Raw genomic sequence first — 12,767 nt, forward strand, 5'->3', positions numbered from 1 at the left:
GAGGCACCTCAGCGGATCAGGCGGTCAGCGGGAGGCGGGTTCGTTTTCGCGGGTGTCGGATGTCTCGACATCCGTTCCCCGCAACCGGCCGATGCTGTTCATCACGTGGTAGACGACGATCGCCGCGACGGTGCCGAGGATGATGCCGCCGAAGCTGAACGAGCCGGCGTTCCAGGTGAAGTCGGCGATCGCGACGATCAGGGCGATGCCGGCGGTCATCTGATTCTTCGGTTTGCCGAAGTCCACGCGGTTTTCCACCCAGATCCGGACGCCGATGATGCCGATCAGGCCGTACAGCGCGGTGGTCACGCCGCCGAGCACGCCCTCGGGGATGGTGAAGATGATCGCACCGACCTTGGGGGACAGGCCGAGCAGGATCGCCACGATGCCGGCGACCCAGTACGCGGCGGTCGAGAAGACACGCGTGGCCGACATGACGCCGATGTTCTCGCCGTAGGTGGTGGTCGGCGAGCCGCCGCCGATGCCGGCGAGCACGGTTGCGATGCCGTCCGCAAACAGCGCGCGCCCGGTCAGCGGGTCGAGATTGCGGTTGGTGAGCTGGCCGATGCCCTTGACGTGGCCGACGTTCTCGGCGATCAGCGCCAGCACGACCGGCAGGAACATCAGGTACAACGCCAGGTACTGGCCGTCGAAGATCGGGGCGGTGAAGGTCGGCAGTCCGACCCAGGGGGCGTCATCCACCGCGCTGAAGTCGACCTCGCCCATCAGCCAGGCGGCGATGTAGCCGATCACCACGCCGATGATGATCGACAGCCGTCCGATGAAGCCGCGGAACAGCACCGTGACCAGAATCACGCTGGCGAGGGTGATCAGGGCGACCAGCGGCGAGGCTTCGAAGTTGTTCTTCGCGGCGGGTGCCAGGTTGAAGCCGATCAGCGCCACCACGGCACCGGCCACCACCGGCGGCATCAGCGCGTTGATCCAGCGGGTGCCCGACAGGTGCACGATCACCCCGACCAGCGCGAGCACGGCGCCGACCACGATCATGCCGCCGAGGGCGACACCGTGCCCTCCGGAGGCCTCGGTCGAGGCGAGGATCGGCGCGATGAACGCGAACGAGGAACCAAGGTAGCTGGGCAGCCGGTTCTGGGTGATCAGCAGGAACAGCAGCGTTCCGATGCCGGAGAACAGCAGCGTCGTCGCCGGCGGGAATCCGGTGATCACGGGCACCAGGAAGGTGGCACCGAACATCGCGACGACGTGCTGGCCGCCGAAGCCGATCGTGCGAAGCCAGCTCAGGCGTTCTTCGGGGTAGACGAGTTCGGAGGCGGCAACATTCTTGCCGTCGCCGTGCAGTTTCCAGGGCAGTGCCATTCGAGTCCTTCGCGTGTTGGGGCCGGAAAGACAGTACCGTTCAGGCGCGCGTCATGCTCGCTGGACTCGCGAAACGATGTTCGACCGGGGTGCCGTCGTCGATGACGATGGTCGCTACGCTCGGCCGTCCGGCGGGCAGAACGCGGACGACGACCGATCCGGATGTCGCTTCCCCGAGCCGCGCGCACGCCCACGCCGCCACCTCCTCGGCCAGATCGGTCGGGAGTGGGTCGGAACGGTCGTCATACAGCGTGACGACGACGCCCCTCCGCCGCGCGGCGAGCACCGCGGCATCCATCCTCGTGGAGCTGAGGGAGTAGGCGCGAACGGCATCACGGAGGGTTGCTTCGATCAGGCCGCATTCGCGCTTCTCTTCCGGGCTGAGGGCAGCTCCGGTGGCGATCCGCTCGAGCAGGGGCCGGGCGATTCTTTCCAACCGGCCGATGCTGGCTCGGCGTTCAGCCAGGCCCGCCTGGGTTGCCGCCTCCTCAGCGTTGCGCCGCTGCTCGACCGCGGTGTACTCGGTGATCAGCGTCGCCATCCGGCGCAGCGTCACGCCGGCGACGGTGATCACCATCAGCGTGCCGGCGTGCCTGCTGACCAGCTCGAGGCCGAAGAACGGCCCCTGTCCGGTGCTCACCGTCCAGCCGACCGTCACCGCCGAGAGCAGGGCGAATCCGAGCCAGGCGATGAGCGTGCGGCCGCGCAGGCACAGCATCCCAAGCAGCAGCGAGATCGCGCCGAAGTGCCATGACGCATGGTCGAACACGCCGTCGGTCGGCAGCTGCCAGGAGACGAGCGCGGGGGCGATGCCGGCGAGGGCGACGATGAATGCCGTCCTGCGTGGGGCCAGGGGAGTGGGCCCGGGGCGGGAACCGAGCACGGCGCCCGCACAGACCAGGATGAATGCGAGGACGGTCGGCCACGGCGACCGCACGTCGTCCAGCGTGGTCATCGCCAGGGTGCCCTGCACGCCGATGAAGAGACCGAGCAGGATGCCGGCTCCGCGCGTGCCGAACCCGAGCAGCGCCGTGATGTCACGGACCTCACCCACCGAGTGCCTCCCAGCTGAGTACGACCTGGCAGCCGCGTCCTGGTGTCGAGGAGACGGCAGCGCTGCCGCCCTGCACGCCGCGCATGCGGCCGAGAATGCTCACCGAGATGCCCAGTCGTGCCGGGTCGACGTTCGAGGGGTCGAATCCGAGGCCGTCATCGAGCACGGCGATCTCGGCGCCGGTGTCCGTGACGTGGATTCGCACCTCGACATTGGCTGCGCTCGCGTGTCGCAGGCTGTTCCGCAGCGCTTCGGCAAGGGCCTCGCTCAGGGCGAGCTGCGCGTCGGCGGGGATCTGCGGCTCGCCGTCCCGCTCGAGCTTCACCACCGCGGTGGGCATGAGCTGGGCGGTGATGGTGCGGGCGGTGGCCACGAAGTCATCCGCGCTCATCGGATTCGCCTCGGTGTCGGGGCCCTTCATCGCGTCGATCCGCTTGAGCGCGGTGGTCGCGTGTGCGGCCAGGTTGGCGGGCAGCGGGCCAGCGCCGGAGCGCCCCGCGAACAGCAGGGTGCTGAACACGGAGTCGTGCAACAACCCGTCCACTCGCACGCGTTGCCGTTCTCGGGCGTCGGCGGCCGCGGCCAGCGCGGTCTCCCTGCGGGCGGCCACGGCCGCGGCATCCAGCCGAATGCTGGCGCGCTGCACCTCGCTCACGATCGCCGAGAAAATCGCACAGAACATCACCACGAACAGCCCGTCCTGGAACGAACGCAGCGGGTCTTCGCCACCGGAAGCGGTGTGGCTGAGCCAGCCGGTGCCAAGGCCCACGAGCCCGACATACGTCCAGGACGGTCCCGGGCGCCAGGCGAGCGCCGCCGCGCTGGTCGGCACGGCGGTCATGCTGAGGATCCAGGGCGACGCCGTCACGGGGGTCGGCGCGCTCGCCGCAGGCATCCACAGCAGAATCAGGCCCAGATAGCCGATCGCCAGCCAGCCCGCGAGCCGGCGGACGCGGTGGATGTCCAACCGGTGCGCGATCGCTCCAAGCAGGAGCGCCACGCCGGGCAGGGCGACCAGGCTCAACACGAAATACCAGCCGGCGAGAGTCGGGGCCTGGTCGGAGATGAGCCCGATGGCGAGCGCCGTGAACACGGCCGCGCCGACCGCGATGCAGATGGCGATCACCCGCACGCTGCGGGCCAGCCAGGGGCTGGTCATCCCCGCGGCGCCGGAAGCAGTCCGTCTTCGATCGCGCGCTTGTAGAGGTCGACCTTCGTCGGCGCCGGCCGGCCGGCCCGGGCGTACTTGGCCCTGATCCGGCGCACGTAGTCCTCGACGGTGTCCGCCGAGATGCCGGTCTGGTGGGCGACGCTGTGCGTCTTCAGCCCCGACGCGTACAGCGCGAGCACCTGTTCTTCGCGGGGGCTGAGCGCGGCGTCCGAGAGTTCTGGGTCGCCGTCGATCGCGGCTGCCCAGTCGGTGGAAACCACGACCTCGCCCCGTGCCAGGTGCTCGACGGTCTCGACGAGCGCGGCAAGCGGCTGCGACTTGCGCAGCACGGCAACGACCCCGGCGCGGGCGGCGAGTCGGATCAGATGGGGGTCATCGCCCGCGGTGTAGGCGAGCACTTCCGCCCCGGCTTCCCGCAGGACCTCGACGTTCCGGTCAGGCTGCGTGCCGTCGGCCAACCGCAGGTCGAGCACGACGAGGTCGGGGTGCGGATGCTGCTCGAGCAGGCTGTCCACGGTGGAAGCGGTGCCGAGCACGGTCACGGACTCGACCTGCCGGAAGGCCTCCCGGAACGCAATCGAGACGATCTCGTGGTCATCGACGAGGGCGATTGTGAACGACGCCGTCATGTGCTCCCCCCGGAACTGGATTGGTTTCAGGATACCGGGTTGTTCTACTCCCCCGTTCGGGTGCCACGGAATGAGGTGACTGGTCATATGTAAGCGCTTTCGGTATCAATAAACAGCAACCCGAATGGGACCCTCCGGGGGGAGGGTGATGAGGAACCCGCGGCCCAGTGCTCGCGTGTTCCTCATCTTCCCGGGAGGCGTCCGCTGGGTAGCCCCAGCAGGGTCTTGGCTCGCAACTAGGCTGGAGCGCATGACCCGCTCATCCGGTATCACTATCGACCAGCTGGATCCCGCCGTCAGTCCTCGCGACGACCTATATCGGCACGTCAATGGCACGTGGATCGCGCGCACCGAGATTCCCAGCGACAAGGCCAGGTACGGCTCGTTCTACCTGCTCGCGGAAGAAGCCGAGAAGGCGGTGCTGGACATCATCACCGAGGCTCAGGATGCGGAGCCAGGCAGCGAGGAACGCAAGTTCGGCGACCTCTACGCGAGCTTCATGGATGAAGAGCGCATCGAGCAGCTCGGCACCGCTCCGATCCAGCCTCTGTTGGCCGAGGTCGGTGCAGTCTCGAGCGTGGAGGAGCTGCTGCGCACGATCGGTCGCCTGGAACGCGCGGGCACGACCGGCTTCCTCCAGCTGTTCGTCGACAACGACCCGGGTAACCCGGAGCGCTACCTGGTCTTCGTCGAGCAGGGCGGAATCGGCCTGCCGGACGAGTCGTACTACCGCGAAGACAAATTCAGCGACATCCGCTCGGCGTATGTCACGTTCCTGCAGAAGATGTTCGAACTGGCCGGCGTCGACGACGCGGCGACCCGCGCCGACCGCGTGATGCGGCTGGAGACCGCAATCGCCGGCCACCACTGGGACAACGTGCGCTCGCGCGACAGTCAGGCCACCTACAACCTCACCGACTGGGCGGAGGTTCCGGCCGTGTTCGGCGGCTGGCTCGAGGCACTGGACGCGCCGGCGGGCACCTTCACTGAGGTCGTGCTTCGTCAGCCCAGTTTCGTCGAGGGGGTCGCTGCCGAGCTCACCGAGTCGCGGCTCGACGAGTGGCGCGACTGGCTGCGCTGGCAGGTCATCCGCTCGAACGCGGCGTACCTGACCCGCGAGATCGTGCAGGCGAACTTCGACTTCTACGGCAAGACGCTGACCGGCACGCCCGAGTTGCGCGCCCGCTGGAAGCGCGGCGTCTCCCTGGTGGAAGGCGCACTGGGCGAAGCGGTCGGTCGGGTCTACGTCGAGCGACACTTCCAGGCGAGCGCGAAGGCGGCGATGGATGACCTGGTCGCCAACCTCGTCGAGGCATACCGGCAGAGCATCGAGAACCTCGATTGGATGACGGATGCCACCCGGGCGCGGGCGCTCGACAAGCTGTCGAAGTTCACGCCGAAGATCGGCTACCCGGTCAAGTGGCGGGACTACTCCACGCTGCAGATCGACGCCGCCGACCTGATCGGCAATGTGCGCGCCACCAGCGAGTTCGAGTTCCAGCGCGAACTGGGCAAGATCGGCAAGCCGATCGACCGGGACGAGTGGTTCATGACGCCGCAGACCATCAACGCGTACTACAACTCCGGGTTCAATGAAATCGTGTTCCCGGCCGCGATCCTGCAGTTCCCGTTCTTCGATGAGAGCCGGGATGCCGCCGCCAACTACGGTGCCATCGGAGCGGTGATCGGGCACGAGATCGGCCATGGGTTCGACGACCAGGGCTCGCGCTACGACGGCGACGGTCGGCTGACCGACTGGTGGACCGAGGAGGACCGCGCCGCGTTCGAGCAGCGGACCGGCTCGCTCATCGAACAGTACAACGCGCTGTCCCCGCAGCAGCTTCCGGGGCACACCGTGAACGGGGCGCTCACCATCGGCGAGAACATCGGCGACCTTGGCGGACTGTCGATCGCGTGGAAGGCGTACCAGCTCGCGCTGGGCGGTGAGGAGCCGCCGGTGATCGACGGCTACACCGGTGCCCAGCGGTTCTTCCTGTCCTGGGCGCAGGCGTGGCAGATGAAGCTGCGCGACGAGGAAGCGCTGCGACTGTTGTCGATCGACCCGCACTCGCCGAACGAGTTCCGCTGCAACCAGATCGTGCGGAACATCGACGCGTTCTACGAGGCTTTCGGCGTCACCGAGTCCGACCGACTGTGGCTCGACCCCGAGAAGCGGGTGACGATCTGGTAGACGCCGCACCGATACGAGAACGCCGCAACCGTCGGGCGAGCACGCCCCGGCACCGCGCCCCTGGTGACGCCGAAAGCTTCATCAGGAGTTTCCGTGCGCTCGCCGAGGTGGCTTACGCCGGCGCGCAGGTGTCGGCGACCGTGATCGACCTCGACAACAGCCGCACCCTGGTTGCGATCGATGACCGAGTGGGCCTGCCGACCGCGAGCGTCGGCAAGGTACTGCTGCTGATAGAGGTCTCGGCACGGTTGACCGAGGGCAGCCTGCAGCCGCTGACCCCACTCGACAAGTCGTCGGTCGAGCGCGTCGGTGACAGCGGGCTCTGGCAGCACATGCAGGCCCGGATCCTGCCGCTTCACGACGTCGCTTCCCTCGTCGGCGCCTCCAGCGACAACCTGGCGACGAACGTGCTGCTGAACGAGGTCGGCCTGGAGGCGGTGCGCAAGCGCGCCGAGCAACTCGGTCTCAGCCGCACCGTGCTGCTCGACCTGGTGCGCGACGAACGCGGACCGGACGACGCCCCACAACTCTCGGTCGGCTCCACCGCGGAACTGGCCTGGCTGTTCGCCGCGCTCACCCGCGGGCAGGTCATCGATTCGATCACCAGCAACCGGGTGCTCGGCTGGCTGTCGTTGAACACCGACCTGTCCCTGGTCGCCGGCGCCTTCGGACTCGACCCGCTCGCGCACCGGCACGGCGATCACGGCCTGGTGCTGGTGAACAAGACCGGCACGGATACCGGGGTGCGCGCCGAGGCAGGCGTGCTGCGAGGCCCGCGTGCCGGGGTGTCGTACGCGGTGACGCTGCAGTTCGATGACGTCGACCTGGCCGCGCGGCTGCGCGTGCTGGACGCCATGCACACCTTCGGCGACGACCTGCTGGAGTACGTGTACTGAGGCCGTTCGTGGCCCGGCGGAGTTGCTCTGCGGCATCCGGCATCCGTGGTTCAAACGCGGTCCGCACCTGCCCGCGTTCCTGAACCACGCGGAGTTTCATACACCGCGCGGTGCTACGCAGCGCCGCATGGTGGGAGAAACCCCGCCTTGTTCGTGGGCGCCCTGTGTCGCTCAGTCGCCCGCAACTTTCCCCCGCGCCCGCGGCTCGTTGTTGCATGGATGCATGGGCCGTTCTGAGCGCGCGGCGGGGAGTTGCACGCGCGGGTGAACGTTCGGTCGCGGCTGCAACTTTCCCCAGCGTGCATCGGCCGGTGTCGCGTCGTCCGCAACTTTCCTACGCGCGCGCGTCCCTGCGCACAACTCGCGATCCGCGAGGGTCTCCCCGACGGCGAACTCGGCAGCAATGCGGGGTTTCATACACCGCGCGGCCCTATGTAGCACCGCATGGTGGGAGAAACCCCGCATGGTTCGAGCGCGCCGCGACCCTCAGTCGATCAGGTCGAGCGCAGCGAGCCGGCGGATGGTCTCGGCGCCTGCGGGCGGGCAGCGGTGCAGGTCTGCGGTGGTGCACCAGTGCAGTTCGCTGACCTCGGCGCTCGGATGGGGCTCATCCGAGGTGGACCCGGTGAACACGGTCATCTGCACCTGACGCCCGTCCGGTTCCCCGTGCGCCTGCGCCGAGAACGCGAACAGCTCGCGGACCTCGTCGAGCACGACACCGATCTCCTCGAGCGACTCGCGGCGCACGGCATCCGTCACGCTCTCGCCCGGATCGATCTTGCCGCCCGGAAGGTAGACGACATCCCGGCCGCGTGCCGTCACCATCAGCAGCCGCCGGTCACGGACGAGCGCGAGCGCGGCAACCTGGATCGGCGTCACGCGGTGGCTTCGTCGGCGCCCTCGGCTGCGGGGGCGGCCGCATCGGCGACCTGGACGCCGTAGACGGCTTCGACCCCGGCGGCGAAGTCCGCCGCGCGTCCGTCGAGCGCGAGTTCGCGGGCCCGCACCGACGGGCCGTGCAGCAGCACGCCGGCGAAGTGGCGCAGGGCGGCCTCTGCCTCGGGCGTTGTACCGCGGCGGGCGAGTTCGCTGTCGAGGATGCCGAGGACGTGCTCACGCAGGGCGACGACGGCGGGTGCGACCGCGGCGTCGGCGACGAATTCGGATGCCGCGGCGCCGACGATCTCGCGGGCGTCGGCGGTGGCGTTCAGCTCATCCAGCGGAGCGTGCAGGCTGATCGTCTCGAGATCGAGCAGCTCAACACCGGAGACACTGGACACGGCCGGGTCAATGTTGCGCGGCAGGCCGAGGTCGACGAGCAGGCGGTGACGGCCGGCGGAAACCTCCGCGGGGGTGATCACGGGTTCGGCGCCCGAGGTGCAGGTGATCACCAGGTCGGCGTCGGCGACGGCATCCGCCAGTCCGGTGCGCGCGGTCAGGCCATGCTTCGTGGCAAATGCTGCGGCTCGGCCGCTCGGTGAGAAGACGTCGATCTGCTCGGCGCCGCGATCGCGCAGGGCGGCAACCGTGGTGGCGGCGTACTGGCCGGTGCCGACCAGCAGCACGCGGGCTCCAGCCCAGTCGGCGATCCGGCTGGCAGCCAGTTCGAGGGCGAGTCGCACGAGCGAGCGACCGGCGCCGCCGAGGGCGGTCTTGGTCTTCACGCCGCGGCTGGTCTTGGTCGCAGTCTGGAACAGTTTCTCCAGCGACGGCGTCGAACTCCCCGCCTTGCGTGCGGTCTGCAGCGCCCGGCTGACCTGGCCGGAGATCTCGTCCTCGCCGACGACGACCGACTCCAGGCCCGCGCTGACGGAGAACAGGTGGTGGGTGACCGCGTCGCCCTGCAAAACCGAGGCGGACGAGCGAAGTTCTTCGGTGCTCACCCCGGCCGCCTCGGCGACGAGGGCGACGGCATCCGGATGTTCGGTGTCGAGGTAGACCTCGAACCGGTTGCAGGTTGAGAGCACGACCGCGCCGTCCACATTCGCGCCAAAGTTGCCGGCAACACTCGGCGCGCCGACCGACAACTGTTCAAGCAGGTCGAATCCGGCGTTCCGGTGATTGGAGGTTACGCAGACGAGCACGTCTGACATTTTATGCTGAGGTTCCTGTGTCTACGCTTATGCGGTGCCCCTCATCGACACTCACCCGCTCATGGACGGCCATACGGCGTCGTCTCCGCTGATTCGCGCCTACCGCGGAGACCGTCCCGACACGCTCCCGGTGTGGTTCATGCGCCAGGCCGGCCGCTCGCTGCCGGAGTACCGCGAACTCCGCGGCGACGGCAGCATGCTCGATGCCTGCCTGACCCCGAGCCTGGCCAGTGAGATCACCCTGCAGCCGGTGCGCAGGCACAACGTCGACGCGGCGATCTTCTTCAGCGACATCGTGATCCCGGTCAGGCTCGGCGGCGTTGCCGTCGACATCGTCCCCGGCCGGGGCCCGGTGCTCGAGTCGCCGATTCGCTCGGCAGCGGATGTCGCCGCCCTGCGCCCGCTCGACCCGGCAGTGTTCGACCCGATCCGTGAGGCGGTCGCGCTGACCGTCGCGGAACTGGGCAGCACCCCGCTGATCGGATTCGCCGGCGCACCGTTCACGCTCGCCGCCTACCTCGTCGAGGGTGGTCCCTCCAAGGAGCACCTGCGGGCGCGCACCCTCATGCACTCCGACCCGCACACCTGGGCGACGCTGATGAACTGGGCCGCCGACGCGAGCGGCCAGTTCCTGCGCGCCCAGGTCGAGGCCGGCGCGTCCGCGGTGCAGCTGTTCGACTCCTGGGTGGGCTCGCTCAGCGAGACCGACTACGTGCGCCGGGTCAGGCCGCACTCGAAGCGGGCGCTGGACCACCTGCGCGGGCTCGACGTGCCCAAGGTGCACTTCGGAGTCGGCTCGGGCGAACTGCTGCCCGCGATGCGCGCGATCGGCGCCGACGTGATGGGTGTCGACTGGCGGCTGCCGCTCGACGAGGCCAACCGCCGACTCGGCGGGCAGACCCCGCTGCAGGGCAACATCGACCCGGCACTGCTGGCCGCCCCGTGGCCGGTGCTTGAGGCGCACGTGCGGAGCGTCGTCGAGGCTGGCCGAGAGGCACCGGCGCACGTGGTGAACCTCGGCCACGGTGTGCCGCCTGACACTGACCCGACAGTGCTGACCCGTATCGTGCAACTCATCCACTCACTGTGATGGGCCGGTCGGACGCATGAACGCGGACTTCGTCATCGTCGGCGGGGGAGTGGGCGGCCTCGTCGCCGCCCGCGAGCTCGCTCACGGCGGCGCCCGTGTGATCCTGCTGGAGGCCAGCGACCGGCTCGGCGGACAGGTGCTTCGGCACAACGTCGGCGGGCTTGATCTCGACGCGGGGGCGGAAGCGTTCGCCACCCGCGGCGGCGCTGTTGAGCGGCTGGCCATCCGGCTCGGGCTCGGCGGCGACGTTGTCTCGCCCGCACCGGTCGGCTCCTGGCTGCAGCGCGCGAACGGCAGCGCAGTGCCCCTGCCGGCGACCAGCCTGCTTGGAATCCCGGGCTCGCCGCTGGCCGAAGACGTCATCGCGGTCACCGGATTCGGCACCGCGTTCCGGGCCTACTTGGAGTCGCTGCTGCCCGCGACGTTCGGCGCGAAATCCGCCACCCTCGGTGAATTGGTGCGCCGCCGAATGGGCAAGGGGATGCTTGAGCAGCTCGTTGCCCCGGTGACCACCGGCGTGCACAGCGCGCACCCCAATGACCTGCCGCTCGATCGCGTCGCTCCCGGGCTGCGCATCGCCCTGCTGCGCGAGGGCTCGTTGGCGCGCGGCGTGCGCGACCTGCGGGCGAAGGCACCGGCCGGCTCGCTGGTGCAAGGCCTGCGTGGCGGAATGGGACGCCTGGTCGACGAACTCGTCGCTGACCTGAAGCTCTACGGCGTGGATGTGCGCTTCGGCGCCACCGTCACCTCGGTCGAAGCCGAGGCTGCGACCGTCGGCGGTGAGCAAGTGACCGGACGTGTGATCGTCGCCGCCCCCGGCCTGCTCGCGCCGGCCGTCACCCGTCGGGCAGTGGTCGCCACCCTCGTCGTCGACGCTCCCGAGCTCGACGCGGCGCCCCGGGGATCTGGCGTGCTGGTCGCCGCCGGGGCTCCCGGCATCCGAGCCAGGGCGCTCACCCACCAGAGTGCGAAGTGGCCGTGGCTGGCGGAGCGCGCGGGCGGCCACCACGTGCTGCGCCTGTCCTACGAGCAGGAGCATCCTGACTTCGCCAAGGTCGCTGCTGCCGACGCCGCTGCCCTGCTCGGCACGCCGCTCACCAAGGTCGACGACTTCGCCCAGGTCACCTTGCAGCGGGCATCCGTGACTGAACATTCCGATACCGGCATACTCGCGGTCGGCGAATCGGTCGCCGGAACCGGGCTCGCCAGTGTGGTTGGCCAATCCCGTGAGCTAGCTGGGAACTTGCTGCAAGCCAGCAGCGATTGAAGAAGGCTAGGGTTGTCACCAACTTACGGAACGGAGACCCCCGTGAAAGGCAAGATCCTCTTCGTCACCGGCCTCGCAGTCGGATACGTCCTCGGCGCTAAGGCCGGTCGGCAGCGTTACGAGCAGATCAAGACCCGTGCTGAGAAACTCTGGAATAGCCCCGGAGTGCAGGAAAGGGTCGAGCAGGTCGAAGAATTCGTCAAGGACAAGGCTCCGGATGTCGCGGGCTTCGTCACCGAGAACGCGAAGAAAGTTGCCTCGCAGGTGAAGTCCCGGCGGTCGAGTACCTCCGGTGTAGTGCCGGGGAGCACCACAACCTCGACCTCGAGCAAGCCCGCCTCGACCACCGAGTAGCCATGGCCGACGCGCAAGAACCTCGCCGCGGCCGGCAGCGATCGCTGTTCCAGCTGATCGCCGACGTTCCGGATCTGGTCAAGGAACTGGTGCGACGGGAGTTCGACCTGCTCAAGGCCGAGCTCGCCGCCAAACTGAAGCTCATCGGCGTCGGCGCTGGGATGATCGCCATCGCCGCCGTACTGCTCCTGCTGTTCGTTGGTGTGCTGCTCACCGCCGCGATCCTGGCCCTCTCGCTGGTCATGCCCGGGTGGCTGGCCGCGTTGCTGGTGGGCCTGGTGCTTCTCATCATCATCGCGGTGCTGGTGTTCATCGGTTACCGGTCGATCAAGCAGGCGATGCCGCCCACCCCGACCGAGACCATCGACAGTGTCAAGCGGGACTACTTCGCGCTGCGGGGGATCATCGCCAGGGAGAGCAAGCCGAATACGACCAAGGGGGCTACCCGACTGTGAACGACACCGACCGCTTCAAGGCGGAGGCCACGCGCGCCCGCGCTGACCTGGCCGAAACGCTGGACGCCATCGAGGACAAGTTCAATATTCCGAAGCAATCCAAGCTGTTCGCGGAGCGTGCCAAGACGTCGTATCAGCGGAACCCGGTGCCGTGGATCATCGGCGCAACTGCGGCGTCTATCGTGGTGGTGGGAATGGTGGCTTGGGCCATCTTTTCCGACGACTAAATAGG

The 12,767-nt window shown here is 68.6% G+C and carries 13 protein-coding genes; 7 read left to right on the forward strand and 6 right to left on the reverse strand.

Annotation, left to right across the window (positions count from 1 at the left end; translation table 11 throughout):
- Positions 1 to 24 precede the first annotated feature (24 nt).
- From GO591_RS00250 to GO591_RS00265, 4 genes are read right to left on the reverse strand one after another with little or no spacing between them, the layout of a single operon-like run.
- Positions 25 to 1,335: a uracil-xanthine permease family protein gene (locus GO591_RS00250; protein ID WP_157154976.1), complete on the reverse strand. Its 1,311-nt coding sequence runs from the start codon at positions 1,333 to 1,335 to the stop codon at positions 25 to 27.
- A 40-nt stretch (positions 1,336 to 1,375) separates the two neighbouring features.
- The gene (locus GO591_RS00255; RefSeq protein WP_157154977.1) at positions 1,376 to 2,389 is read right to left on the reverse strand and encodes a hypothetical protein; all 1,014 of its coding nucleotides are present in this window, start codon (positions 2,387 to 2,389) and stop codon (positions 1,376 to 1,378) included.
- Positions 2,382 to 3,548: a sensor histidine kinase gene (locus GO591_RS00260; protein ID WP_157154978.1), complete on the reverse strand. Its 1,167-nt coding sequence runs from the start codon at positions 3,546 to 3,548 to the stop codon at positions 2,382 to 2,384. Before GO591_RS00260 ends, GO591_RS00255 begins: the two co-directional genes overlap by 8 nt.
- Positions 3,545 to 4,189: a response regulator transcription factor gene (locus GO591_RS00265; protein ID WP_157154979.1), complete on the reverse strand. Its 645-nt coding sequence runs from the start codon at positions 4,187 to 4,189 to the stop codon at positions 3,545 to 3,547. The genes GO591_RS00260 and GO591_RS00265 overlap by 4 nt, the downstream gene beginning before the upstream one ends.
- A 250-nt stretch (positions 4,190 to 4,439) precedes the next feature.
- Between GO591_RS00265 and GO591_RS00270 the strand changes: the two genes are divergently transcribed.
- On the forward strand, positions 4,440 to 6,380 hold the full coding sequence (locus tag GO591_RS00270) for a M13 family metallopeptidase (protein ID WP_157154980.1): 1,941 nt from the start codon (positions 4,440 to 4,442) through the stop codon (positions 6,378 to 6,380).
- A complete protein-coding gene (locus GO591_RS00275; RefSeq protein WP_232466214.1) occupies positions 6,344 to 7,276 on the forward strand; it encodes a serine hydrolase in 933 nt (310 codons plus the stop codon). Before GO591_RS00270 ends, GO591_RS00275 begins: the two co-directional genes overlap by 37 nt.
- Before the next feature lie 486 nt (positions 7,277 to 7,762).
- Here the strand turns inward: GO591_RS00275 and GO591_RS00280 are convergent, their stop codons facing one another.
- The gene (locus tag GO591_RS00280) at positions 7,763 to 8,155 is read right to left on the reverse strand and encodes an NUDIX hydrolase (RefSeq protein ID WP_232466215.1); all 393 of its coding nucleotides are present in this window, start codon (positions 8,153 to 8,155) and stop codon (positions 7,763 to 7,765) included.
- Entirely contained in the window at positions 8,152 to 9,360 is a 1,209-nt protein-coding gene (locus GO591_RS00285) for a glutamyl-tRNA reductase (protein WP_157154981.1), read from the reverse strand. Before GO591_RS00285 ends, GO591_RS00280 begins: the two co-directional genes overlap by 4 nt.
- Before the next feature lie 70 nt (positions 9,361 to 9,430).
- Between GO591_RS00285 and hemE the strand changes: the two genes are divergently transcribed.
- The 5 genes from hemE to GO591_RS00310 are packed head-to-tail and all read left to right on the forward strand — an operon-like array spanning position 9,431 to position 12,762.
- A complete protein-coding gene (hemE, locus tag GO591_RS00290; RefSeq protein WP_157157695.1) occupies positions 9,431 to 10,459 on the forward strand; it encodes a uroporphyrinogen decarboxylase in 1,029 nt (342 codons plus the stop codon).
- 16 nt (positions 10,460 to 10,475) lie between these two features.
- Complete coding sequence (locus GO591_RS00295; RefSeq protein ID WP_157154982.1) at positions 10,476 to 11,726, forward strand: protoporphyrinogen/coproporphyrinogen oxidase; 1,251 nt, start codon at positions 10,476 to 10,478, stop codon at positions 11,724 to 11,726.
- 42 nt (positions 11,727 to 11,768) lie between these two features.
- Positions 11,769 to 12,080: a YtxH domain-containing protein gene (locus tag GO591_RS00300; protein WP_157154983.1), complete on the forward strand. Its 312-nt coding sequence runs from the start codon at positions 11,769 to 11,771 to the stop codon at positions 12,078 to 12,080.
- 2 nt (positions 12,081 to 12,082) lie between these two features.
- Complete coding sequence (locus GO591_RS00305) at positions 12,083 to 12,535, forward strand: phage holin family protein (RefSeq protein WP_157154984.1); 453 nt, start codon at positions 12,083 to 12,085, stop codon at positions 12,533 to 12,535.
- Complete coding sequence (locus GO591_RS00310; RefSeq protein WP_157154985.1) at positions 12,532 to 12,762, forward strand: DUF3618 domain-containing protein; 231 nt, start codon at positions 12,532 to 12,534, stop codon at positions 12,760 to 12,762. Before GO591_RS00305 ends, GO591_RS00310 begins: the two co-directional genes overlap by 4 nt.
- The last annotated feature ends 5 nt before the right edge of the window (positions 12,763 to 12,767 follow it).

It is taken from the genome of Diaminobutyricimonas sp. LJ205 (genome assembly GCF_009755725.1).
GTDB lineage: Bacteria > Actinomycetota > Actinomycetes > Actinomycetales > Microbacteriaceae > Ruicaihuangia.

Bases quoted from the DNA above. Each gene is read 5' to 3' on its own strand.
- GO591_RS00250 (WP_157154976.1), bottom strand. From the start codon at position 1,335: ATGGCACTGCCCTGGAAACTGCACGGCGACGGCAAGAATGTTGCCGCC.
- GO591_RS00260 (WP_157154978.1), bottom strand. From the start codon at position 3,548: ATGACCAGCCCCTGGCTGGCCCGCAGCGTGCGGGTGATCGCCATCTGC.
- GO591_RS00265 (WP_157154979.1), bottom strand. From the start codon at position 4,189: ATGACGGCGTCGTTCACAATCGCCCTCGTCGATGACCACGAGATCGTC.
- GO591_RS00270 (WP_157154980.1), top strand. From the start codon at position 4,440: ATGACCCGCTCATCCGGTATCACTATCGACCAGCTGGATCCCGCCGTC.
- hemE (WP_157157695.1), top strand. From the start codon at position 9,431: ATGGACGGCCATACGGCGTCGTCTCCGCTGATTCGCGCCTACCGCGGA.
- GO591_RS00295 (WP_157154982.1), top strand. From the start codon at position 10,476: ATGAACGCGGACTTCGTCATCGTCGGCGGGGGAGTGGGCGGCCTCGTC.
- GO591_RS00305 (WP_157154984.1), top strand. From the start codon at position 12,083: ATGGCCGACGCGCAAGAACCTCGCCGCGGCCGGCAGCGATCGCTGTTC.